The organism is Pseudomonas sp. GNP013 (assembly GCF_054343995.1).
Window position 1 is genome coordinate 3715288 of record NZ_JBTGUT010000001.1, and the last position, 23302, is coordinate 3738589.

The following is a 23302-nucleotide window of genomic DNA, read 5'->3' on the forward strand; positions in this document are numbered from 1 at the left end:
CGAGTCACCATGTGGGAGGGGGCCTGCTCCCGATAGCAAAGTGTCAGTCACTGCATTTATTGACTGATCCACCGCTATCGGGAGCAAGCCCCCTCCCACCGTTGAACCCCATGCATTCAGATAGAACTTACCCGCGCGCCCCCGCCTCAAAATAGACAAGCCCACCTCCCCGGTCACCCCATGGACCTTGTCATCGCCCGCCCCGAAGGCCTCTACTGCCCCGCCGGAGATTTCTACATCGACCCCTGGCGCCCGGTGGAACGCTCCGTCATCACCCATGCCCATGGCGACCACGCCCGCACCGGCAACCAGCATTACCTGGCTGCGGCGCCCGGCGAAGGCATTCTGCGCTCGCGCCTGGGCCAGGACATCAACTTGCAAACCCTGGCCTACGGCGAACGGCTGGTGCACCACGGCGTCACCCTGAGTTTTCATCCGGCCGGGCACGTACTCGGCTCGGCCCAGGTGCGCCTCGAATACCAGGGTGAAGTCTGGGTCGCATCCGGCGATTACAAGGTCGAACCCGACGGCACCTGCGCGCCGTTCGAACCGGTGCGCTGCCACACGTTCATCACCGAATCCACCTTCGGCCTGCCGATCTACCGCTGGCAGCCCCAGGCGCAGATCTTCGCCGGCATCAACGACTGGTGGCAGGCCAACGTCGCCGCCGGCAAGGCCAGCGTGCTGTTCTGTTATTCCTTCGGCAAGGCCCAGCGCATTCTGCACGGCATTGACGCGAGCATCGGCCCGATCCTCAGCCATGGCGCCGTCGAGCCCTTGAACCGGGTGTACCGCGAGGCCGGCATTTACATTCCCGAAACCCTTTACGCAGGTGACTTCAAAAAAACCGACCCGCTGTTGCGCAAGGCGCTGATCATTGCTCCGCCATCGGCTGGCGGCAGCAGCTGGATCAAGCGCTTTGGCGACTACAGCGACGCCTTCGCCAGCGGCTGGATGCGCCTGCGCGGCACACGGCGGCGGCGCGGGGTGGACCGGGGGTTTGTGCTGTCCGACCACGCCGATTGGCCGGGCTTGCTGTGGGCCATCGAACAAACCGGCGCCGAACGGGTGATGGTCACCCACGGCTCGGTGGGTGTATTGGTGCGCCACCTGCGGGAAAAAGGCCTGGATGCCCAGGGCTTCACCACCGAATACGGTGACGACGAAGAAGAGGCCACCGCATGAAGGCCTTCGCCGAGCTGTACGCCAACCTCGACGCCACCACCTCCAGCAATGCCAAGCTGGCTGCATTGCAAGCCTACTTCCTGCAGGCGCCGCCAGAGGATGCCGCCTGGGCGGTGTACTTTTTATCCGGTGGCCGACCCCGGCAACTGGTGCCGACGCGCCTTTTAAGGGACATGGCCACGCAAGCGTCAGGCATCGAAGCCTGGCTGTTCGAAGAGAGCTACCAATCGGTCGGGGACCTGGCCGAGACCATTTCCCTGCTGTTGCCCGAATCCACCTACACCTCGCAGGATGGCCTGGCCGTTTGGCTGGAAGAAAAACTGTTGCCCCTGCGCGGCCTGTCGCCAATGGACCTGGCCGAACGCCTGCCCGCGCTGTGGACACAGCTGGACCAGCCCAGCCTGATGGTGTGCATCAAGCTGATCACCGGCAGCTTTCGCGTCGGCGTGTCCAAGCTACTGGTCACCCGTGCCCTTGCCGCCATGGCCGATCTGGACAGCAAGCGCGTGGCGCAGCGGCTGGTGGGCTACACCGATTTGTCCAATCGTCCTACGGCCGAAGGCTACCTCAAGCTGATTGCGCCTGAATCATCCGACGAACACGCGCAACGCGGCGGGCAGCCCTATCCGTTTTTTCTGGCCCATGGCCTGTCGCAGCCGGTCGAGCAATTCGACACGCTGCTCGGCTCGCCGACTGACTGGCAAGTGGAATGGAAGTGGGACGGCATCCGCGCACAACTGGTCAAGCGCGAAGGCCGTTTGTGGGTCTGGTCGCGAGGTGAGGAACTGGTGACCGAGCGCTTTCCCGAGCTGCACAGCCTGGTCAGCGGCCTGCCGGACGGCACGGTGATCGACGGCGAGATTGTGGTGTGGAAAGGCGCGGTGCAACCCTTTGCCCTGCTGCAACAGCGCATTGGTCGCAAGACGTTGAGCAAAAAAGTCCTGGAGGATGCCCCGGTCGCGGTACTCGCCTACGACCTGCTGGAATATCAGGGCGAAGACTGGCGCAACCATGTCCAGGCCGAACGCCGCGCGCAACTCGAACAGGTCATCCGCGCGTGCGACCAGCCCGTGCTGCTGCCCTCGCCGTTGTTGCAGGCCGACACCTGGGAAGCACTGGCCGAACAGCGTGAAGCTTCGCGCAGTCTTGGCGTGGAAGGCATGATGCTCAAGGATCGCAAAGGCCTCTACGGCGTTGGCCGCACCAAGGACATGGGCCTGTGGTGGAAGTGGAAAGTCGATCCGTTCAGCGTCGATGCCGTTTTGATCTACGCCCAACGCGGCCACGGCCGCCGCGCCAGTCTGTACAGCGACTACACCTTCGCCGTGTGGGACGGGCCGCCCGGCACCGAGCGCACGCTGGTGCCGTTTGCCAAGGCCTATTCGGGACTGACCGACGAAGAAATGCGCAAGGTCGACGCCATCGTGCGCAAGACCACCGTGGAAAAATTCGGCCCGGTCAGCAGCGTGACGCCGAGCATGGTGTTCGAGCTGGGGTTTGAAGGTATTGCCCTGTCCAAGCGGCACAAGAGCGGGATTGCGGTGAGATTTCCACGGATGCTGCGCTGGCGCCAGGACAAGGCGGTGGAGGAAGCCGATAACCTGGCCACCCTGCAGGACCTCCTCGCCTGATACAAATCCCTGTGGGAGCAAGCCCCTCCCACAATTTGATCCTCGTTAATGGTCCGAATGAGTGCACGGTATTTTCGATGCCCATTTTTGGGCATCGCCTACACTCCCAACGCCCTCGCCTTGCCTTTTAAAACGCTCATTCGGAACTATGGTGCAGAAATTGCTACTTGAGAGCCGTCTGACACCGTTCAGTAACAGTCCTAAACGCGCCACAAGCGCTTATCTTGGTTTCCAGGGATTACCTAATGAAAAAAGCATTGCTGACCCTTTCTGCACTGGCCCTGTGCATGGCCGCCGGTGTAGCCACGGCCAAGGAATACAAGGAATTGCGTTTTGGTGTGGATCCTTCTTACGCGCCGTTTGAATCCAAGGCCGCCGATGGCAGCCTGGTGGGCTTTGATATCGACCTGGGCAACGCGATCTGCGCGGAACTGAAGGTCAAGTGCAAATGGGTCGAAAGCGATTTCGACGGCATGATCCCGGGCCTCAACGCCAACAAGTTCGATGGCGTAATTTCGTCGATGACCGTGACTGCAGCTCGTGAAAAGGCGATCGACTTCTCCAATGAGCTGTTCTCGGGCCCGACCTCCCTGGTGTTCAAGAAAGGCGCAGGGTTCTCTACGCCGGAGTCCCTCAAGGGCAAATCCGTGGGCTACGAGCAGGGCACCATCCAGGAAGCCTACGCCAAGGCCGTACTGGATAAGGCCGGTGTGACCACCAAGGCCTACGCCAACCAGGACCAGGTGTACGCCGACCTGACCTCCGGTCGTCTGGACGCTTCGGTGCAGGACATGCTGCAAGCCGAACTGGGCTTTCTGAAGTCGCCGGCCGGCGCCGGTTACGAAGTCAGCGCCGCCATCGACGACCCGTTGCTGCCGTCGAAAACCGCGATCGGTATCAAAAAAGGTAACAAAGACCTCAAGGCCCTGCTCGATAAAGGTATCAAAGCGTTACACGATGATGGCACCTACGCCACCATCCAGAAGAAACACTTCGGCGACCTGAACCTGTACAGCGGTAAATAACACGCTGGCGCCCATCGCTTTGCGGTGGGCGCTTTTTTATCGCCATAGGTCCTGAATTCATGTTTGAAGATCTTCTGAACACCCTGGGGCTGACTGCCTTCAGCTTGAAAGGGTTCGGCCCGCTGTTGCTGCAAGGTACGTGGATGACCATCAAGTTGTCGGTCGCTTCCCTGGCCGTCAGCGTCCTGCTGGGCCTGCTCGGTGCCAGTGCCAAATTGTCCAGCCTGCACCTGCTGCGCATTCCTGCCCAGCTTTACACCACCCTGATTCGCGGCGTGCCCGACCTGGTGCTGATGCTGCTGATTTTCTACAGCCTGCAAATCTGGCTGACCGGTTTTACCGACTTCATGGAATGGGACTACATCGAGATCGACCCATTCAGCGCCGGGGTCATCACCCTGGGCTTTATCTACGGTGCGTACTTCACCGAGACGTTTCGCGGCGCGATCCTCGCCGTGCCCCGTGGCCAACTGGAAGCCGCGACCGCCTACGGGCTCAAGCGCGGGCAACGCTTTCGCTACGTGACCTTCCCGCAGATGATGCGTTTTGCCCTGCCGGGCATCGGCAATAACTGGATGGTGATGCTCAAGGCCACGGCGCTGGTGTCGATCATCGGCCTGGCCGACCTGGTCAAGGCCGCCCAGGATGCCGGCAAGAGCACGTATCAACTGTTCTATTTTCTGGTCATCGCCGCGTTGATCTACCTGCTGATCACCAGCGCGTCCAATTTCGTCCTGCGCCGGCTTGAACGGCGCTACTCGGCAGGCTCACGGGAGGCAGTGCGATGATCGAGCTCCTGCAGGAATACTGGCGCCCCTTCCTTTATAGCGACGGCCAGCACATCACCGGGCTGGCCATGACCCTGTGGCTGCTGAGCGCGGCGCTGGTCATCGGGTTTATCGTGTCGATCCCGCTGTCCATCGCGCGGGTGTCGCCCAAACGCCGGGTGCGCTGGCCGGTGCAGTTCTACACCTATCTGTTTCGTGGCACGCCGCTCTATATCCAGTTGCTGATCTGCTACACCGGTATCTACAGCATCGCAGCGGTACGCGAGCAGCCGCTGCTGGGGGCGTTCTTTCGCGATGCGATGAACTGCACCATCCTCGCCTTCGCCCTCAACACCTGCGCGTACACCACCGAGATTTTCGCTGGCGCCATTCGCAGCATGGCCCACGGTGAAGTGGAGGCGGCCAAGGCTTACGGCCTCAGCGGCTGGAAGCTGTATGCCTATGTGATCATGCCGTCGGCCCTGCGCCGTTCGCTGCCTTACTACAGCAACGAAGTGATTTTGATGCTGCACTCGACCACCGTGGCGTTTACCGCAACCGTGCCAGACATTCTCAAAGTCGCACGGGACGCCAACTCGGCCACCTACATGACCTTTCAATCGTTCGGCATCGCCGCGCTGATCTATCTGACGGTGACCTTCGCCCTGGTCGGTCTGTTTCGACTGGCGGAGCGTCGCTGGCTGGCCTTCCTCGGGCCGAGCCGCTAAGGAGTGTTCATGCGTCATCAGGTACATGATCTGATCGCGCCGGTGCCCGGCACGGCGCGGCAGATTCACAGTTTTCACTTCGGCCCGGAACAGGCCGTCGGCAAAATCTACATCCAGTCGTCGCTGCACGCTGATGAGCTGCCAGGCATGCTGGTGGCCTGGCATCTGAAACAGCGCCTGGCCGAGCTGGCGGCAGCCGGGCGCCTGCGCAGCGAAATCGTGCTGGTGCCCATCGCCAATCCGGCCGGCCTGGAACAAGTGTTGATGGACACCCCGCTGGGACGCTACGAGCTGGAAAGCGGGCAGAACTTCAATCGCCATTTTGTCGACCTCAGTGCGCAGGTCGGCGACCAGGTGGAGGCGCTGCTGGACGACGATCCCCGGCGCAATGTGGAGCGTGTGCGCACCGCGCTGTCAGGCGCCCTGGCCGAGCAAACCGCCGACACCCAGTTGCAGTCCCAACGTTTGGTGCTGCAACGCCTGGCCTGCGATGCCGACATGGTGCTGGACCTGCATTGCGACTTCGAAGCCGTGGCGCACCTGTACACCACGCCCGAGGCCTGGCCGCAGGTGGAGCCGCTAGCACGCTATATCGGCAGCGAAGCCAACCTGCTGGCCACCGACTCGGGCGGGCAGTCCTTCGACGAGTGTTTCACGCTGGTGTGGTGGCAGTTGCAGCAACGCTTCGGCGAGCGCTTTCCGCTGCCCATGGGCAGTTTTGCGGTCACCGTCGAGCTGCGCGGCCAGGGTGACGTCAACCACGGCCTGGCCAGCCTCGACTGCCAGGCGATCATCGACTACCTGATTCACTTCGGCGCAATTGCCGGCCAGGCGCCGCCGCTGCCCGACCTGCCCTACCCGGCCAGCCCGCTGGCGGGCGTGGAACCGGTGGCCACGCCAGTGGGCGGCTTGCTGGTGTACAGCGTCCTGCCGGGGGAATACCTGCACGCCGGGCAACGGATCGCCGAGATCATCGACCCCATTACCGACCGCGTAACGCCCGTGCACTGCCGGCACGCAGGCCTGCTTTACGCCCGTTCGCTGCGCCGCATGGCCACTGCCGGGATGGTCATCGGCCATGTCGCAGGCGCAAAGGCCTACCGCAGCGGCTATCTACTTTCGCCTTGAGGATGCACGCCCCATGTACAAACTGACCGTTGAAGGCCTGCATAAAAGCTATGGCGACAATCAAGTGCTCAAAGGCGTCACGCTCAAGGCCAATACCGGTGACGTGATCAGCCTGATCGGCGCCAGCGGCTCGGGCAAGAGCACGTTTTTGCGCTGCATCAACTTTCTGGAAACCCCCGACGACGGCGCCATGACCCTGGATGGCAAGGCGATCCGCATGGTCAGTGACCGCCACGGCATGCGCGTGGCCGACGATGCCGAGTTGCAGCGCCTGCGCACGCGGCTGGCGATGGTATTCCAGCACTTCAACCTGTGGAGCCACATGAGCGTGCTGGAAAACATCACCATGGCCCCGCGCCGGGTGCTGGGTTGCAGCAAAAAGGACGCCGAAGAGCGTGCCCGCCGCTACCTGGACAAGGTCGGCCTGCCGGCTCGGGTGGCCGATCAATACCCGGCCTTCCTCTCCGGCGGCCAGCAACAGCGGGTGGCCATCGCCCGCGCCCTGGCCATGGAGCCGGAAGTGATGCTGTTCGACGAACCCACCTCGGCCCTCGACCCCGAACTGGTGGGCGAAGTGCTCAAGGTGATCCAGGGCCTGGCCGAGGAAGGCCGCACCATGATCATGGTGACCCACGAGATGAGTTTTGCGCGCAAGGTATCGAGCCAGGTGCTGTTCCTGCATCAGGGACGAGTGGAAGAGGAAGGCACGCCGGACGCGGTGCTGGGCAATCCGCAGAGCGAGCGTCTGCAGCAATTTTTGAGTGGCAACTTGAAGTAAACCTTTATGCCGCGCGAAGGGTCTGTGGAATAGACCCTTCAGGACGTCAGCTGCCGCATGGCAAAACCCCACGACTTCGCCAGGCAATGGTTCGCCGCCAAGGGTTGGAAGCCCTTCGCGTTTCAGAAAGACGTGTGGGCGGCGGTCAAGCAGGGCCGGTCCGGCCTGTTGCACGCCAGCACTGGAGCCGGCAAGACCTACGCCTTGTGGTTCGCCGCGCTCAACCGCCTGGCCATCACGCGTCCGCCGGCCACCGGTAAACGCAAGCCGCCAGCCGAACCGCTGAGCGTGCTGTGGATCACCCCCATGCGTGCGCTGGCCGCCGACACCGCCCGCGCCCTCGAAGCACCGCTTGCTGACTTGCAGATCCCCTGGAGCGTCGGCCTGCGCACCGGCGATACCAGCAACAGCGAACGCGCCCGCCAGACCCGCCGCCAGCCCACTGCGCTGGTCACCACCCCGGAAAGCCTGACCCTGATGCTCGCCCGCGCTGACAGCGAGGCCAGCCTGGGGCACCTGCGCATGGTGATCGTGGATGAATGGCATGAATTGATCGGCAACAAGCGCGGCGTGCAGCTGCAATTGGCGTTGGCCCGCTTGCGGCGCTGGCACCCTGAATTGATGGTGTGGGGCATTTCCGCGACCCTGGGCAATCAGGCCCACGCGCTGGAGGTTTTGGTCCCACAGGGCGATGGGATCAATGTGCAAGGGCAGACTGCCAAGCAATTGATCATTGACACGCTGTTGCCGCCCGTCACCGAACGTTTCCCATGGGCCGGGCATATTGGCTTGAAAATGCTGCCGCAAGTGGTGGCCGAAGTGGACTCGAGCAGCAGTTGCCTGGTGTTCACCAATACCCGTGCGCAATCGGAGATCTGGTACCAGGCCTTGCTGGACGCGCGGCCGGACTGGGCCGGTTTGATCGCCCTGCACCACGGCTCACTGTCGCGGGAAACCCGTGACTGGGTGGAGCGCGCCTTGAAAGACGGGCAGCTCAAGGCCGTGGTGTGTACGTCGAGCCTGGACCTGGGCGTGGACTTTTTACCGGTGGAGCGCGTGCTGCAGATCGGCTCGGCCAAAGGCGTGGCGCGCCTGATGCAACGCGCCGGGCGCTCCGGCCATGCGCCGGGGCGGCCGTCACGGGTGACGCTGGTACCGACCCATAGCCTGGAGCTGGTCGAGGCCGCGGCGGCGCAGGATGCAATCGCCGAACGGCGCATCGAGGCGCGGGAATCGCCCCACAAGCCATTGGATGTACTCGTACAACACCTGGTGAGCATGGCCTTGGGCGGCGGCTTTACGCCAGATGCCTTGCTGGCCGAAGTTCGCGCTGCCTGGGCGTACCGCGAACTCACGGAGGAGGACTGGGCCTGGGCGCTGGGCTTTGTGCGCCACGGCGGCCTGTCGCTGACCGCCTACCCGGATTACCGCCGCGTGGAACCGGACGAACATGGCATCTGGCGCGTGCCCGATGCGCGCCTGGCGCGGCGTCATCGCATGAGCGTGGGCACTATCGTCAGCGATGCGAGTATCCATCTCAAATACTGGAGCAAGGGCGGCGGCGGCAAGAATCTGGGCAGTGTCGAGGAAGGTTTTATTGCGCGGCTCAAGCCGGGGGACGGGTTTCTGTTTGCCGGCCGCTTGCTGGAACTGGTGCGCGTGGAGAACATGACCGCCTACGTGCGCCGCAGCACCGCGAAAAAAGCCGCCGTGCCGCGCTGGAATGGCGGGCGCATGCCGCTTTCCAACGAGCTGGCGCAGGCGGTGGTCGAACGCTTTGACGCGGCGGCGCATGGGCGCTTCGACGGCCCGGAGATGCAAGCGGTGCAACCGTTGCTGCAAACGCAATTGCGCTGGTCGGGCCTGCCCACCCACGATCACCTGCTGGCCGAAGCGCTGAAGTCGCGCGAGGGCTGGCATCTGTTTCTCTACCCTTTCGCCGGCCGTCAGGTGCACCTGGGACTGGCAAGCCTGCTGGCATGGCGGGTCAGCCAGCAACAGCCGGTGACGTTTTCGATTGCGGTGAACGATTACGGGCTGGAGCTGCTGAGCGCCACCGAGGTGCACTGGCCACGTCTATTGAACGAGGCCCTGCTGAGCCCGGAGCATCTGCTGGCGGACGTCGCCGCAAGCCTGAATGCAGGGGAACTGGCGCTGCGCCGCTTTCGCGAGATCGCGCGGATTGCCGGGCTGGTGTTTGCCGGATACCCGGGAGCGCCGAAGAGTACCCGGCAGGTGCAGGCCTCCAGCGGTTTGTTTTTCGAGGTGTTCAAGCAATACGATCCGCACAACCTGCTGCTGACCCAGGCCGGGGAAGAAGTCCTGCGTGATGAGTTGGATATTCGACGGTTGGAAGAGACGTTGCTGCATCTGTCGTCGCTCAAACGCGACCTGCATATGATTGAGCGGCCTACCCCGCTCGCCTTTCCGCTGCTGGTGGAACGGATGCGCGAGAGCATGAGTTCGGAAAAACTGTCGGAGCGCATTGCGCGGATGGTCAAGGACCTGGAAAAAGTCGCGGATAACGGGAAACGTTGATGTATTGCTCAGTCACGCTTGAGGGGGAAGAACTCTGGCTGCTGGCGGACAAGGCCGTGTACTGGCCCGCCCGCCGTACACTGCTGATTGCCGACGCGCATTTTGGCAAGGCATCGGCCTACCGCAGCCTCGGGCAACCGGTGCCGCAAGGGACCACCACGGCCAATCTGCACAGGCTTGACCGTGTGCTAAGCGGGTTTGCCTGCGAACAGGTGATCTTTCTGGGTGATTTTCTGCATGGCCCCGGCTCCCACGCCAGCGGAACACTGGGCACCTTAAGGGCCTGGCGTGATCGCACGCCTGATCTGGCCATGACGCTGATTCGCGGCAATCACGATAAACGTGCAGGCGATCCACCTGCAGATCTACGTATTGAGGTGGTCACCGAACCGCTTCTGATGGGCCCCTTCGCTCTGCAACACGAACCGGACGCCCACCCCAGCCACCACGTGCTGGCGGGGCATGTGCATCCGGTGTATCGATTGCGCGGCAAGGGCCGGCAAAGCCTGCGCCTGCCGTGCTTTCTGATAGGCACGCAGGTCAGCCTGCTGCCGGCCTTCGGCGCATTTACTGGTGGCTATGCGGTTGAGCAGGACGTTGATCGCCGACTGTTTGTGATCGGCGATCACGAGGTGTGGCCCGTTCAGTGAGGCACTGACCGGCCGCGCGTCTATCAGGCGACAGGTGCGGGCGGTGGCTCATCCGGGAGGACGGGCTCGCCTGGCTCGGTCGGCTGGGGATAATCCGGTTCAGGTTGGCCGGGAATGCCACCCGCGTGAGCAGGGTTGGCCATCAGGGACCAGGCTAAAACACCAATCTGGTTGGGTTCAAGCCGGGCAAGTTCAGCGCTGATTCGCGGGTCAATCTTCATAAGGTACTCCTCAAGCGTGGCTCGGCGCGCTTTACACGCACCGAGGCAGTACACCCAATAGAGTCACTTCTTGCAGACTAATTCCCTTAACGTGTAAGACCTTTCGATCAAGCGCGTGGGAGAGTGACGCCACGCTGGCCCTGGTACTTGCCGCCACGGTCCTTGTAGGACACTTCACAGGCTTCATCGGACTGCAGGAACAGCATCTGCGCGACACCTTCATTTGCGTAGATTTTCGCCGGCAGCGTGGTGGTGTTGGAGAACTCCAGGGTCACATGGCCTTCCCACTCCGGCTCAAGCGGCGTCACGTTGACGATAATGCCGCAACGCGCGTAAGTGCTTTTGCCCAGGCAGATGGTCAACACGTCGCGGGGGATACGGAAGAACTCCACGGTACGCGCCAGCGCGAAAGAGTTGGGCGGGATGATGCACACGTCGCTCTTGATATCGACGAAGCTCTTTTCGTCGAAGTTCTTTGGGTCGACAGTGGCCGAATTGATGTTGGTGAACACCTTGAATTCGTCGGCGCAACGCACGTCGTAGCCGTAGCTGGAAACACCGTACGAGATCACGCGGTCATTGCCTTCGCCACGGATCTGGCGCTCGACGAAGGGTTCGATCATGCCGTGCTCTTGCGCCATGCGGCGAATCCACTTGTCCGATTTGATGCTCATGGCGGGTGTCCTGAATAGCGAGGTAGAAAAAAGGCTGTGGGGCATCTTACCGGGGCCGGCGATGGGGTTCAAAGGGCGCGGGGCATTTCTTCGCGGCTGCGCGCGTGGCTGCAGGCCACAGCCAGCGGGGGCGGGCTCTGACTGCCGCAAGAGCGCGCTGTAAATACCGCCGCCAGTCACGAATTTATAGAAACCTGTGGAAATACCATTGGCACGTCCCGGAAAAACGGTTAAGGTGGCGTCACTGTGTTGCTTGTGTCACTGAGAATCTCTACACGATATGTTGAATTTCGATCCAACCATCTCCAAGAATTTTTCCTGCTCTTTGCACTCAGTCTCGGCCAGGGCTTTTCCTGAGTCGCAGTTAACTTTGTTCAAGGAGTTACACCATGTCTAATCGCCAAACTGGTACCGTTAAGTGGTTCAACGATGAAAAAGGCTTCGGCTTCATCACTCCACAATCCGGTGACGACCTGTTCGTTCACTTCAAAGCTATCCAATCCGACGGCTTCAAAAGCCTGAAAGAAGGCCAACAGGTTTCTTTCATCGCTACCCGCGGTCAGAAAGGCATGCAAGCTGAAGAAGTTCAAGTTATCTAACTTGTACTGACTCAGTCGAAAAGACCCCGCCCTTAAAAGCGGGGTTTTTTTATGCCTGGAATTTGGCCTTTGCGCCATGGAATGCCGCGCACAAAAATGGGAGGGGGCTTGCTCCCGATAGCGGTGGCACAGTCGCTACAATCGGTGACTGTTTCACTGCAATCGGGAGCAAGCTCCCTCCCACATTTTGTACTGCGTTACTACTGGAACAACGACTCGCTCGACAAGCCATTCTTCTCCAGGATCTCGCGCAAGCGCTTGAGACCCTCCACCTGGATCTGCCGCACCCGCTCGCGCGTCAGGCCGATCTCCAGGCCTACGTCTTCCAGGGTGCTGCTCTCATGGCCACGCAGGCCAAAGCGGCGAATCACCACCTCGCGCTGCTTGTCCGTAAGCTCGGACAGCCACTGGTCAATGCTTTGCGAAAGGTCATCATCCTGCAACAGCTCGCAGGGGTCTGTCGGACGATCATCGGTCAGGGTGTCCAGCAGGGTTTTATCCGAGTCCGGCCCCAGCGAGACATCGACCGAAGACACCCGCTCGTTAAGGCCCAGCATGCGCTTGACCTCCGCGACTGGCTTCTCCAGCAGGTTGGCGATTTCTTCGGGCGAAGGTTCATGATCGAGTTTTTGTGTCAGCTCACGTGCCGCCCGCAGGTAGACGTTGAGCTCTTTGACCACATGGATCGGCAGACGAATTGTACGGGTCTGATTCATGATCGCCCGTTCGATGGTCTGGCGGATCCACCAGGTGGCATAGGTGGAAAACCGAAAGCCTCGCTCAGGGTCGAACTTTTCCACCGCGCGAATCAGGCCGAGGTTGCCCTCCTCGATCAGGTCCAGCAAGGACAGCCCACGATTGACGTAACGTCGGGCGATTTTCACCACCAGCCGCAGGTTGCTTTCAATCATGCGTTTGCGCCCGGCCGGATCACCCTTTTGCGACAACCGCGCAAAATGGACTTCTTCTTCGGGGGTCAACAGAGGGGAAAAACCGATTTCATTGAGGTACAGCTGCGTCGCATCAAGCGCCCGCGTGTAGTCAATGTATTTGTGTTGCTTTAATGCGGAAGCGTTCTTGGATTTGGTACGAACTGAAGGTGTTGCAGGTCCCTCATTCGACATCGATTCCATAGCGATATCGGTCTCCATAAGGAGAACCTCATCGTCGATGTCCAACTCCGGCGCTTCTTTACTGAGAGCCATTGTTATAGTCCTTTGGTGAGTTCGACCTCAAGCTCAAGCGGCGCCTTTATCCTTGGCAACGCTGGAGCCTGTTCCTTCTACGTGAGGGAACAGGCTGGTAACACATCAACGACGGGGTAGGAATTGCAGCGGATCGACGGGCTTCCCTTGACGGCGAATCTCAAAATGCAGTTTCACCCGGTCTGTCCCCGTTGACCCCATTTCAGCAATCGTCTGTCCGACCTTGACCTGCTGCCCCTCCCGAACCAACAGCCTGCGGTTGTGACCGTAAGCACTGACGTAGGTGTCACTGTGCTTGATGATGACCAGCTCGCCGTAGCCCCGTAAACCACTCCCGGCGTAAACCACTGTCCCATCAGACGCAGCTAAAACAGGCTGTCCCAAATCCCCGGCGATATCAATGCCTTTATTCAAACTGCCGTTTGAAGAGAATTTTCCAATTAACACGCCGTTTGAAGGCCATCCCCAGCCCTTCGGCGCAGGGCCCGCAGGGGGCAGCGGCGCGGGAGCGGGCCTGTTTGCGACAGTCGGTGCCGCAGTGCCGGCAGGCCGAGTGGTAATAGTGGTCTTGCTTGAGGAGGATGACGAAGAGCCGCTGCTTGTCACCACGGACACGGGCGCGGAACCGCTCCGGCCGTCGAAGCGAATCGTCTGTCCCGGATGGATGGTATAGGGCACGGGAATATTGTTGCGAGCTGCGAGTGCCTTGTAGTCCCAACCATAACGAAAGGCGATCGAGAACATCGTATCGCCCTTGCGCACCACATATTGCCCGGTGGTGACCGTAGGTTTCTGCGGCACCGCCTTGGTACGGTCAACGACCCGTGCGCCGCCGCTTGGCGTGCTGGAGCAGGCTGCCAGTAACGAACTCAAGACAAGGCCAAGCACCAGTCGCTGAAAGCTAGTTTTACTCATACGCTGCGCAAGACCTGTGAGACTCACCCGCCGCTCCCTTTGATGGTGGCTGAACATGAATGCCTGTATCAGGCTTGAAAGATGCCGCAAGTATAACTGGGCATTGGCTTTTTACCGGTACACGGCGCAAACGAAAGACTCATCGTGTTAACCACCAACGCTTGATCATCGTGATTCGATAGACCCCGCTGTAAGACACATCCCACGCAACGGAATTCACTGCCCGCCCATAAATGATCAGGCCAGCGGCCCATTGAGCAACGGCACGAAGCGTACCGCCCCAAGCACATGTCGGGAGAAGCCGTCGTCCTCACGGATAATCAGCATCAATTGCTGCACTTCACCAGCCCCCACCGGGATCACCAGGCGTCCACCGGGGGCCAGTTGATCAAGCAATGCCTGCGGGACATCCGTGGCCACAGCCGTAACGATAATGCCGTTATACGGCGCCAATGCTGGCCAGCCTTCCCAGCCATCGCCCCAGCGAAACACCACGTTGCGCAGGTTCAACTCAACCAGGCGCTCCTTGGCACGGTCCTGCAACACCTTGATGCGCTCCACCGAGAACACCCGCTCCACCAACTGCGACAGCACGGCAGTCTGGTAGCCCGAACCGGTGCCGATCTCCAGCACTTTGTCCAGTGGGCCCGCCGCCAGCAACAGCTCGCTCATGCGCGCAACCATGTAAGGCTGGGAAATGGTCTGGTTATGGCCGATCGGCAACGCGGTGTCTTCGTAGGCGCGATGCGCCAGGGCTTCATCGACAAACAGATGGCGAGGCGTGCGCCGAATCACTTCCAGCACCTGGGCGTTGGACAGGCCCTCTTCATACAGGCGCTGGATCAAACGCTCGCGGGTGCGCTGGGAGGTCATCCCGATGCCGCGACGCAGCAGGTCGTCCTGTTCACGAGCCATCAGCGCAGCCCCTCCAGCCAGCCATCGAGACGACTGAAGGCATCACTGAAGGTGCGATCAAATTGCAACGGGGTAATCGAAACATAACCTTGCATCACCGCATGAAAGTCCGTGCCTTCGCCACCGTCTTCGGCATCGCCGGCTGCGGCAATCCAGTAGCCTTCCTTGCCACGCGGATCAACCACTTTCAGCGGTGCCGCTGCGCGGGCCCGATGGCCCAGACGCGTGAGCCGGATACCGCGGATATGGTCGAGGGGCAAGTTGGGAATATTGACGTTGAGCACTGTGCGCGGCGGCAAATCGAGGGAAGCATGCGCCTCGACCAGCTTGCGCGCGAAATGGGCGGCCGTGGGCAGGTTGTCCAGCTGGCGCGACGCCAGAGAGAACGCGAACGAGGTTCGCCCGAGGAAACGCCCTTCAAGCGCCGCGCCGACAGTGCCGGAATACAGCACGTCGTCACCGAGGTTGGCGCCGAGGTTGATGCCCGACACGATCAGGTCCGGCTGCGGCTGCAGCAGGCTGTTGATCGCCAGGTGCACGCAATCGGTGGGCGTACCGTTCACGCTGATGAAACCATTGGCGAGGACGTGCGGGTGCAGCGGACGGTCAAGTGTCAGCGAACAGCTGGCACCACTTTTGTCCTGGTCGGGGGCAACCACCACGCACTCGGCGTAATCCGCCAGCGCAGCATGAAGCGCGGCGAGGCCGGGTGCGGTGGCACCGTCATCGTTTGATATCAGAATACGCATGGGCTGTCCGTCTGCCCCACCGGCACCAGATCAACAAGCTCGCGCACCAAGACAGTGGCGAAGCATCCGGCCGGCAGGACGAATTCCAATTGCAGAATGTCAGGCCGGGGATAATGCCACGTCAACCCGCCAATGGGCAGCCGCAGAATGCGACGTTCCTGGCTCATTCCGGCATTCACCAGCCAATCACGCAGGTCAGCTTCGCCAGCGGCGACAGATTGCTCCAGCGCAAAGGTAAGACCTTTCGCCGGAGAGTCGCCCTCGCCCCATTGTGGGCCGGTGGGGTGCAGGTCCAGGATCGCCAGGCGCGGGTCGTTGCATTCAGCCTCCCCCGCCGGGAAAAAACTGCGGCTGTCGGTAAATGCCAGCAGGTCGCCGACCTGTGCACGCTGCCAGGAACCGTCCGCCACGCGGGCGGCCAGCACTTTATTGAAGAGGAAACTGCGCGCAGTGGAGAGCAACCGCGAACGCACCGCGCGCTGCTCCGGCAAGGCTTTGCGCGCAGCCCATTCGCGGGCATCCACGACGTTGCCGCCGTTATGACCAAAGCGCTGCGTGCCGAAATAATTGGGAATACCGTGCCGGGCGATCAACTGCAGGCGCGCGTCGATGGCGGCGGTATCACCGACCAGTTGCGTCAGGCGCAGGGTAAAGCCATTGGCCGAATGAGCACCGCGCTGCAATTTGCGCTTGTGGCGTTTCATTTCCAGGATCTTGAGGGTGTCGTCTTGCGCACCGCTCATGTCCGGGTCGGCCTTGCCGGGCAGCTGCACGCTGAACCATTGGCGGGTCAACGCCTGGCGATCCTTGAGCCCGGCGTAACTGACCGTGCGCAGCGGCACACCCGCCGCCTTGGCGATGCGCCGGGCCGCCTCTTCGGTATTAAGGCCGCGTTTTTCCACCCACAACCACAGGTGTTCGCCGTCGCCACTCAGCGGAATGTCCAGCACCTCATCGACCTGGAAGTCCTCGGCGGTCGCCTTCAGGACCGCGCTGCCCAGCGCCTCGCCATAAGCCCGCGGGCCCAGCAATTGCAGTTCATTCATGCGCGCAGCAACAAGGCGACAGAGTGCACCGCAATGCCCTCTTCACGACCGGTAAACCCGAGCTTTTCGGTGGTGGTGGCTTTCACGTTCACTTGATCCAGTTCTATTTGCAGGTCGGCGGCGATCAGCGCGCGCATCGATTCGATATGGGGCGCCATTTTCGGTGCCTGGGCCACGATAGTGTTATCGACGTTGCCGACCTTCCAGCCCCTGGCGTGGATGAGTCCGACCACATGGCGCAGCAACACACGACTGTCCGCGCCCTTGAACGTCGGGTCGGTATCCGGAAAGTGCTTGCCGATATCGCCCAGTGCCGCCGCGCCGAGCAAGGCATCGCTCAAGGCATGCAATACAACATCGCCGTCGGAATGGGCCAGCAACCCGTGGTGATGTGCAATGCGCACGCCGCCCAGGGTGATGAACTCGCCTTCGGCGAAACGGTGCACATCGTAGCCGTGGCCAATACGCATAAAAAAACGCCCCGATTTAATTCAGGGCGTGATTCTACCTACTTTTGCCGCAGATTAACCGAGCAAAGCGCGTCCGTGATGGCGCAAATGATCTTCGATGAAACTGGCAATAAAGAAGTAGCTGTGGTCGTAACCCGGTTGCAGGCGCAGTTGCAGCGGATGGTTGGCCGCCCTGGCCGCCTGCTGCAGGGCTTCGGGCTTGAGCTGCTCGGCGAGGAAATCGTCGCGATCACCCTGGTCCACCAACAACGGCAGCTTTTCCGAGGCCTCGCTGATCAGCACGCAAGCATCCCACTCGCGCCACTTGGCGCGCTCTTCGCCCAGGTAACGGGAGAAGGCTTTCTGGCCCCAGGGGCAATCCATCGGGTTGTTGATCGGCGAAAACGCCGACACCGACAGGTAGCGACCGGGATTGCGCAGTGCACACACCAACGCCCCGTGGCCGCCCATGGAGTGGCCGCTGATGCCGCGTTTGTCCGAAGCCGGGAAATGCGCTTCAACCAACGCCGGCAACTCCTGCACCACGTAGTCATGCATCCGGTAATGCGTGGCCCAGGGTTGCTGGGTGGCATTCAGGTAGAAACCGGCGCCCAGGCCGAAATCCCAGGCATTCTCCGGGTCGTCCGGCACACCCGGCCCACGCGGGCTGGTGTCGGGCGCCACGATGATCAAGCCCAGCTCGGCAGCCATGCGCTGGGCGCCGGCCTTCTGCATGAAGTTCTCGTCGGTGCAGGTCAGGCCGGACAGCCAGTACAGCACCGGCAGCTTGCCACCCTGCTCCGCCTGCGGCGGCAGGTAGACGGCGAAGGTCATGTCGCAATCGAGTACAGCCGAATGATGCTTGTAGCGTTTATGCCAGCCGCCGAAGCTTTTCTGGCAGGACAGGTTTTCCAGACTCATGGGCGTTCTCCCAACTGCAAGCCGCAAGTCTCAAGCGGCAAGCAGGCGTACACCCACTTGCAGCTTGTAGCTTGTAGCTTGCCGCTGCTTCAAAAATGAATGACGGTACGAATGCTCTTGCCTTCATGCATCAGGTCAAACGCTTTGTTGATGTCTTCCAGGCCCATGGTATGGGTGATGAAGGTGTCCAGCGGGATTTCGCCGGTCTGGGCCATTTCCACATAGCTTGGCAATTCGCTGCGCCCGCGCACGCCACCGAACGCCGAACCGCGCCAGACTCGACCGGTCACCAGTTGGAAGGGGCGCGTGGCGATTTCCTGGCCCGCACCCGCCACACCGATGATCACCGACTCGCCCCAGCCTTTGTGGCAGCACTCGAGGGCAGCGCGCATCAGTTGTACGTTGCCGATGCACTCGAAAGAGAAGTCCACGCCGCCATCGGTCAAGTCGACAATCACGTCCTGGATCGGGCGATCGTAGTCCTTCGGGTTGACGCACTCGGTGGCACCCAGTTGCTTGGCGATTTCGAACTTGGCCGGGTTGATGTCAATGGCAATGATGCGCCCGGCCTTGGCCTTGGCCGCGCCAATGACTGCCGACAAGCCAATGCCGCCCAGGCCGAAAATGGCCACGGTATCGCCTGGCTTGACCTTGGCGGTGTTGAGCACGGCACCGATGCCGGTGGTGACGCCGCAGCCCAGCAGGCAGACTTTTTCCAGCGGCGCTTCTTTAGGAATTTTCGCGACGGAGATTTCCGGCAGCACGGTGTACTCGGAAAAAGTCGACGTGCCCATGTAGTGGAAAATCTGCTGACCCTTGTAGGAAAAACGTGTGGTGCCGTCGGGCATCAGGCCTTTGCCCTGAGTGGAGCGGATGGCCTGGCACAGGTTGGTCTTGCCCGACTTGCAGAATTTGCACTGGCCGCATTCCGGTGTGTACAGCGGGATCACGTGATCGCCCACGGCCACCGACGTCACGCCTTCGCCGATTGCTTCAACCACCGCACCGCCTTCATGGCCGAGGATCGACGGGAAGATGCCTTCCGGGTCGGCGCCCGACAAGGTGTAGGCGTCGGTGTGGCACACGCCGGAGGCGACCACCCGCAACAGCACTTCACCCGCCTTGGGCATGGCGACATCCACTTCAACGATCTCCAGAGGCTTGTTGGCTTCGAAGGCTACGGCGGCGCGGGACTTGATCATCCGGGTTTCTCCAGGGAATTTAAAACTGAGACGGTGAGTGTAAATCAGCGCCCTTTGATTAATAATCCGGACAAAAGCAAAACTTTATTGCTGTACAGGGATAATCAAATGCTGGAGAACCGCTGGGAAGGCATCGATGAGTTCGTGGCGGTGGCCGAGTGCAGCCAGTTCACGGCGGCGGCCGAGCGGCTGGGGGTGTCCTCGTCCCATATCAGCCGGCAAGTGGCGCGCCTGGAAGAGCGCCTGCAAACGCGGTTGCTGTACCGCAGTACGCGCAAGGTGACGCTGACTGAAGCCGGCCAGACCTTCCTGCAGCATTGCCAGCGCCTGCAGGACGGCCGCGAGGAAGCCCTGCGTGCGGTCGGCGATCTGGCCAGCGAACCCAAGGGCATGCTGCGCATGACCTGCGCCGTGGCCTACGGCGAGCGGTTTATCGTGCCGCTGGTGACGCGCTTCATGGCGCTGTATCCGCAGTTACGCGTGGATATCGAACTGAGCAACCGGCAGTTGGACCTGGTACATGAAGGCCTGGACCTGGCGATCCGCCTTGGCCGCCTGCAGGACTCGCGGATGGTCGCCAGCCGCCTGGCGCCACGGCGTATGTATGTGTGCGCGTCGCCGTCCTACCTCGCGCGGTATGGTCGGCCACACAGCTTGTCGGAGTTGAGTCGGCATAACTGCCTGATCGGCAGTTCGGATATCTGGCAACTGGCCCAGGACGGGCGCGAATTTTCCCAACGGGTCCAGGGAAACTGGCGCTGCAACAGTGGGCAGGCGGTGCTGGACGCATCGTTGCAGGGCGCTGGGTTGTGCCAGTTGCCGGATTACTACGTGCTGGAGCACTTGCACAGTGGCGCGCTGGTGTCGCTGCTTGAGGCGCATCAGCCGCCGAATACGGCGGTGTGGGGGCTGTATCCGCAGCAGCGGCATTTGTCGCCCAAGGTGCGCAAGCTGGTGGATTTTTTGAAGGAGGGGTTGGCGGGGAGGCCGGAGTACAGCCAGTGAGTCTGCGTTGACTACACCGGCCTCATCGCAGGCAAGCCAGCGCTTATCAAACAAAAAATAGCGTATTGATTTTAAAACCTGAAGTTTCAGGCAGCCACACGCCTGTGGCGAGCGGGCTTGCCCCGCGTTGGGGTGCGAAGCGCCCCCAATCGAGCAAAACGCGGTGTACCTGATACGGCTCAGCGTCTGGTTTTGGGGCTGCTGCGCAGCCCAACGCAGGACAAGCCTGCTCGCCACAGGGAATCTGCGCTTAACTGAACGGCATTGGGGCTTGCCACAGAGGCGCCAGTTTGCTGCGCGACAGCGCTAAGTCGAAGACGTGGCGGAGCCTCCCACAGTTGACCGAGGTGTCTGCAATGACTGCGATCAAGTGTGGAAGCTGGCTTGCCTGCGATGAAGGCGACTCGGTTTAACTGACTATCTACGATTGGCCCACCGCAACCTGAGCCACTCCAGATCTTCCGGCCGAGTCACCTTGATATTGTCCGAACGCCCCTCAATCAATCGCGGCGCCTGCCCTGACCATTCCATGGCCGAGGCTTCATCGGTAATCACCGCATCCGCCACCAGACTGTCAGCCAGGGCACGATGCAAAGCGCCCAGGCGGAACATCTGCGGTGTGTACGCCTGCCAGATCAGGCTGCGATCAACGGTTTCAACCACACGGCCGCGCTTGTCTGCACGCTTGAGCGTGTCGCGCGCCGGCACCGCCAGCAGGCCGCCCACCGGGTCGTCCGCCAGTTCGGCCAATAGCGTGTCGAGGTCGTCGCGGCTCAAATTCGGCCTTGCCGCATCGTGCACCAGCACCCAATCCTCATCGCCGGCCCCCAGGGCATTGAGCTGCAGCAACGCGTTGAGCACCGAGCCCGAGCGCTCCGAGCCGCCGTCCGCACGCTGGATACGCGGGTCGGCAGCACAGGCCAGGCCAGGCCAGTAAGGATCATCAGGAGCAAGACTGACCACCAGGCCCTTGAGCATCGGGTGATCGAGAAAACAGCCGAGGCTGTGTTCGAGAATAGTGCGTCCGCCCAGTTGCAAGTATTGCTTGGGACGGTCCGCAGCCATACGGGCACCAACGCCCGCGGCGGGAATCACGGCCCAGAAGGCCGGCAAACGCTGAGTCATTGGGCCAACTGGTAGAGGGTCTCGCCCTCCTTGACCATGCCCAATTCATGACGAGCCCGTTCTTCAACGGTCTCCGTGCCTTTTTTCAACTCAAGCACTTCGGCATCGAGGACGCGATTGCGCTCCAGCAGGATTTCGTTTTCGGCGTGCTGTGCAGCAATTTGCTCAGTCAGGTCTTTTACCTGCGCAAAGCTGCCATTACCCACCCATAGGCGGTACTGCAGGCCAGCCAGCAACAAGAGCAAGACGAGGAACAACCAATTGGGACTGCGCATCGAATATCGGGTATCCAGTGAAAAAAGACCGCCATGCAAAACTTTTGCAGCAACTGACAGCACGAAGCCTGGAAAAACCAGGCTTGTGCTAGATGGCCAACAGATTAACGTCGAAATTCACTTTGTCGTGAGTTTTCCGACGCAGTCCGTCGACTTTTTTACATTTTTAACCGGTTAACGGTCAGCCGCGAAACTCGCCACGACCGTTGTACTTGGCTTTACCCGCCAGTTGCTCTTCGATACGCAGCAATTGGTTGTACTTGGAAACACGGTCGGAACGGCACAGGGAGCCGGTCTTGATCTGGCCTGCCGAGGTGCCCACGGCCAGGTCGGCAATGGTCGAATCTTCGGTTTCGCCGGAGCGATGGGAGATCACGGCGGTGTAGCCCGCAGCCTTGGCCATCTGGATGGCTTCCAGGGTTTCGGTCAGGGTGCCGATCTGGTTGAACTTGATCAGGATCGAGTTGGCGATCTTCTTGTCGATGCCCTCTTTCAGGATCTTGGTGTTGGTCACGAACAAATCGTCGCCCACCAGTTGGACTTTCTCGCCGATCTTGTCGGTGAGGATCTTCCAGCCGTCCCAGTCGGACTCGTCCAGGCCGTCTTCGATCGAGATGATCGGGTAGCGCTGGGTCAGGCCCTTGAGGTATTCAGCAAAACCTTCGGAGTTGAACACCTGGCCTTCACCGGACAGGTTGTACTTGCCGTCTTCATAGAATTCGCTGGCGGCGCAGTCCAGGGCCAGGGTCACGTCGGTGCCCAGGGTGTAGCCGGCGTTGGCCACGGCTTCGGAGATCACTTTGAGTGCATCTTCGTTGGACGCCAGGTTCGGCGCGAAACCACCTTCGTCACCCACTGCGGTGCTCAGGCCACGGGCTTTGAGCACGGCCTTGAGGTGGTGAAAAATTTCGGTGCCCATGCGCAGGCCTTCGGAGAAGGTCTTGGCGCCAACCGGCTGCACCATGAATTCCTGGATGTCGACGTTGTTATCGGCGTGCTCGCCACCGTTGATGATGTTCATCATCGGCACCGGCATGGAGTACACACCCGGCGTGCCGTTCAGGTTGGCGATGTGGGCGTACAACGGCAGGTCCTGGTCCTGGGCAGCAGCCTTGGCAGCGGCCAGGGATACAGCGAGGATGGCGTTGGCGCCCAGGCTGCCTTTGTTCTCGGTGCCGTCGAGCTGGATCATCGCGTGGTCCAGGGCTTTCTGGTCCAGCGGGTCCTTGCCCAGCAGCAGGTCACGGATCGGGCCATTGATGTTGGCTACCGCCTTGAGTACACCCTTGCCCAGGTAACGGCTCTTGTCGCCATCACGCAGTTCCAGCGCTTCGCGCGAACCGGTAGAAGCACCGGACGGCGCGCAGGCGCTGCCGATGATGCCGTTATCGAGAAGCACGTCGGCTTCGACGGTGGGGTTGCCACGGGAGTCGAGAACTTCACGACCTTTGATGTCGACGATTTTTGCCATTGTTGTGAACACTCCAAAGTTGACGAAAACGACGCAGCTGAAGGAAATCTTTTGACCGACCGCAAGGGTGGAACAACAGGGCAGGCTTGCAGACGACAAG

Annotated in this window: 24 protein-coding genes; 11 read left to right on the forward strand and 13 right to left on the reverse strand. The window is 61.2% G+C overall.

Features of this window, described 5'->3' with window-relative positions:
• Nucleotides 1-180: 180 nt before the first annotated feature.
• From ACXX81_RS16305 to pdeM, 9 genes are all read left to right on the forward strand, one after another.
• The gene (locus ACXX81_RS16305; protein WP_057007813.1) at nucleotides 181-1185 is read left to right on the forward strand and encodes a ligase-associated DNA damage response exonuclease; all 1005 of its coding nucleotides are present in this window, start codon (nucleotides 181-183) and stop codon (nucleotides 1183-1185) included.
• Nucleotides 1182-2816 carry an ATP-dependent DNA ligase gene (locus ACXX81_RS16310; protein WP_458572046.1) on the forward strand — a complete coding sequence of 545 codons (1635 nt, stop codon included), beginning with the start codon at nucleotides 1182-1184 and terminating at the stop codon, nucleotides 2814-2816. The genes ACXX81_RS16305 and ACXX81_RS16310 overlap by 4 nt, the downstream gene beginning before the upstream one ends.
• A 245-nt stretch (nucleotides 2817-3061) precedes the next feature.
• A complete protein-coding gene (locus ACXX81_RS16315; protein ID WP_003231167.1) occupies nucleotides 3062-3841 on the forward strand; it encodes a transporter substrate-binding domain-containing protein in 780 nt (259 codons plus the stop codon).
• A 59-nt stretch (nucleotides 3842-3900) separates the two neighbouring features.
• The gene (locus ACXX81_RS16320; protein WP_458572047.1) at nucleotides 3901-4629 is read left to right on the forward strand and encodes an ABC transporter permease; all 729 of its coding nucleotides are present in this window, start codon (nucleotides 3901-3903) and stop codon (nucleotides 4627-4629) included.
• Complete coding sequence (locus tag ACXX81_RS16325) at nucleotides 4626-5336, forward strand: ABC transporter permease (protein WP_057007810.1); 711 nt, start codon at nucleotides 4626-4628, stop codon at nucleotides 5334-5336. The genes ACXX81_RS16320 and ACXX81_RS16325 overlap by 4 nt, the downstream gene beginning before the upstream one ends.
• Before the next feature lie 9 nt (nucleotides 5337-5345).
• Nucleotides 5346-6464 carry a succinylglutamate desuccinylase/aspartoacylase family protein gene (locus ACXX81_RS16330; RefSeq protein WP_458572048.1) on the forward strand — a complete coding sequence of 373 codons (1119 nt, stop codon included), beginning with the start codon at nucleotides 5346-5348 and terminating at the stop codon, nucleotides 6462-6464.
• Between the two features lie 13 nt (nucleotides 6465-6477).
• Nucleotides 6478-7242, forward strand: a complete 765-nt coding sequence (locus tag ACXX81_RS16335; RefSeq protein ID WP_209989600.1) for an ABC transporter ATP-binding protein — start codon at nucleotides 6478-6480, stop codon at nucleotides 7240-7242.
• A 57-nt stretch (nucleotides 7243-7299) separates the two neighbouring features.
• Nucleotides 7300-9780, forward strand: a complete 2481-nt coding sequence (locus ACXX81_RS16340; protein WP_458572049.1) for a ligase-associated DNA damage response DEXH box helicase — start codon at nucleotides 7300-7302, stop codon at nucleotides 9778-9780.
• On the forward strand, nucleotides 9780-10430 hold the full coding sequence (gene pdeM / locus ACXX81_RS16345) for a ligase-associated DNA damage response endonuclease PdeM (RefSeq protein WP_231421998.1): 651 nt from the start codon (nucleotides 9780-9782) through the stop codon (nucleotides 10428-10430). The genes ACXX81_RS16340 and pdeM overlap by 1 nt, the downstream gene beginning before the upstream one ends.
• Nucleotides 10431-10453: 23 nt before the next feature.
• Here pdeM and ACXX81_RS16350 read toward each other — a convergent pair whose 3' ends face one another.
• Both ACXX81_RS16350 and dcd read right to left on the reverse strand, forming a co-directional pair.
• Nucleotides 10454-10651: a hypothetical protein gene (locus ACXX81_RS16350; protein ID WP_003231179.1), complete on the reverse strand. Its 198-nt coding sequence runs from the start codon at nucleotides 10649-10651 to the stop codon at nucleotides 10454-10456.
• A gap of 107 nt (nucleotides 10652-10758) precedes the next feature.
• Nucleotides 10759-11325 carry a dCTP deaminase gene (gene dcd, locus ACXX81_RS16355; protein ID WP_003231181.1) on the reverse strand — a complete coding sequence of 189 codons (567 nt, stop codon included), beginning with the start codon at nucleotides 11323-11325 and terminating at the stop codon, nucleotides 10759-10761.
• 389 nt (nucleotides 11326-11714) lie between these two features.
• Between dcd and ACXX81_RS16360 the strand changes: the two genes are divergently transcribed.
• The gene (locus tag ACXX81_RS16360; RefSeq protein ID WP_002554837.1) at nucleotides 11715-11924 is read left to right on the forward strand and encodes a cold-shock protein; all 210 of its coding nucleotides are present in this window, start codon (nucleotides 11715-11717) and stop codon (nucleotides 11922-11924) included.
• 200 nt (nucleotides 11925-12124) lie between these two features.
• Here the strand turns inward: ACXX81_RS16360 and rpoS are convergent, their stop codons facing one another.
• From rpoS to ACXX81_RS16400, 8 genes are all read right to left on the reverse strand, one after another.
• Entirely contained in the window at nucleotides 12125-13129 is a 1005-nt protein-coding gene (gene rpoS, locus ACXX81_RS16365) for an RNA polymerase sigma factor RpoS (RefSeq protein WP_209989590.1), read from the reverse strand.
• 105 nt (nucleotides 13130-13234) lie between these two features.
• Nucleotides 13235-14071, reverse strand: coding sequence for a peptidoglycan DD-metalloendopeptidase family protein (locus ACXX81_RS16370; RefSeq protein WP_209989587.1), 837 nt, complete (start codon nucleotides 14069-14071; stop codon nucleotides 13235-13237).
• Nucleotides 14072-14281: 210 nt separating this feature from the next.
• Nucleotides 14282-14917: a protein-L-isoaspartate(D-aspartate) O-methyltransferase gene (locus tag ACXX81_RS16375; protein WP_173670290.1), complete on the reverse strand. Its 636-nt coding sequence runs from the start codon at nucleotides 14915-14917 to the stop codon at nucleotides 14282-14284.
• Nucleotides 14918-14958: 41 nt separating this feature from the next.
• Entirely contained in the window at nucleotides 14959-15708 is a 750-nt protein-coding gene (surE, locus tag ACXX81_RS16380) for a 5'/3'-nucleotidase SurE (protein WP_057007803.1), read from the reverse strand.
• Nucleotides 15696-16754, reverse strand: coding sequence for a tRNA pseudouridine(13) synthase TruD (gene truD, locus ACXX81_RS16385; RefSeq protein WP_458572050.1), 1059 nt, complete (start codon nucleotides 16752-16754; stop codon nucleotides 15696-15698). Before truD ends, surE begins: the two co-directional genes overlap by 13 nt.
• Nucleotides 16751-17224, reverse strand: coding sequence for a 2-C-methyl-D-erythritol 2,4-cyclodiphosphate synthase (gene ispF, locus ACXX81_RS16390; protein WP_209989580.1), 474 nt, complete (start codon nucleotides 17222-17224; stop codon nucleotides 16751-16753). Before ispF ends, truD begins: the two co-directional genes overlap by 4 nt.
• A gap of 54 nt (nucleotides 17225-17278) precedes the next feature.
• Nucleotides 17279-18124 carry an S-formylglutathione hydrolase gene (fghA, locus tag ACXX81_RS16395; protein WP_209989577.1) on the reverse strand — a complete coding sequence of 282 codons (846 nt, stop codon included), beginning with the start codon at nucleotides 18122-18124 and terminating at the stop codon, nucleotides 17279-17281.
• An 89-nt stretch (nucleotides 18125-18213) separates the two neighbouring features.
• On the reverse strand, nucleotides 18214-19326 hold the full coding sequence (locus ACXX81_RS16400) for an S-(hydroxymethyl)glutathione dehydrogenase/class III alcohol dehydrogenase (RefSeq protein ID WP_209989574.1): 1113 nt from the start codon (nucleotides 19324-19326) through the stop codon (nucleotides 18214-18216).
• A gap of 108 nt (nucleotides 19327-19434) precedes the next feature.
• Here ACXX81_RS16400 and ACXX81_RS16405 point away from each other — a divergent pair, with 108 nt between their 5' ends.
• Nucleotides 19435-20331 carry a LysR family transcriptional regulator gene (locus ACXX81_RS16405; protein ID WP_458572051.1) on the forward strand — a complete coding sequence of 299 codons (897 nt, stop codon included), beginning with the start codon at nucleotides 19435-19437 and terminating at the stop codon, nucleotides 20329-20331.
• Between the two features lie 417 nt (nucleotides 20332-20748).
• Here ACXX81_RS16405 and ispD read toward each other — a convergent pair whose 3' ends face one another.
• The 3 genes from ispD to eno all read right to left on the reverse strand — a co-directional run bounded on the left by ispD (nucleotide 20749) and on the right by eno (nucleotide 23202).
• Nucleotides 20749-21456 carry a 2-C-methyl-D-erythritol 4-phosphate cytidylyltransferase gene (ispD, locus tag ACXX81_RS16410; RefSeq protein WP_209989565.1) on the reverse strand — a complete coding sequence of 236 codons (708 nt, stop codon included), beginning with the start codon at nucleotides 21454-21456 and terminating at the stop codon, nucleotides 20749-20751.
• Nucleotides 21453-21731 carry a cell division protein FtsB gene (ftsB, locus tag ACXX81_RS16415; protein WP_003231201.1) on the reverse strand — a complete coding sequence of 93 codons (279 nt, stop codon included), beginning with the start codon at nucleotides 21729-21731 and terminating at the stop codon, nucleotides 21453-21455. Before ftsB ends, ispD begins: the two co-directional genes overlap by 4 nt.
• Before the next feature lie 181 nt (nucleotides 21732-21912).
• Nucleotides 21913-23202, reverse strand: a complete 1290-nt coding sequence (gene eno / locus ACXX81_RS16420; protein ID WP_057007796.1) for a phosphopyruvate hydratase — start codon at nucleotides 23200-23202, stop codon at nucleotides 21913-21915.
• Nucleotides 23203-23302: the final 100 nt, after the last annotated feature.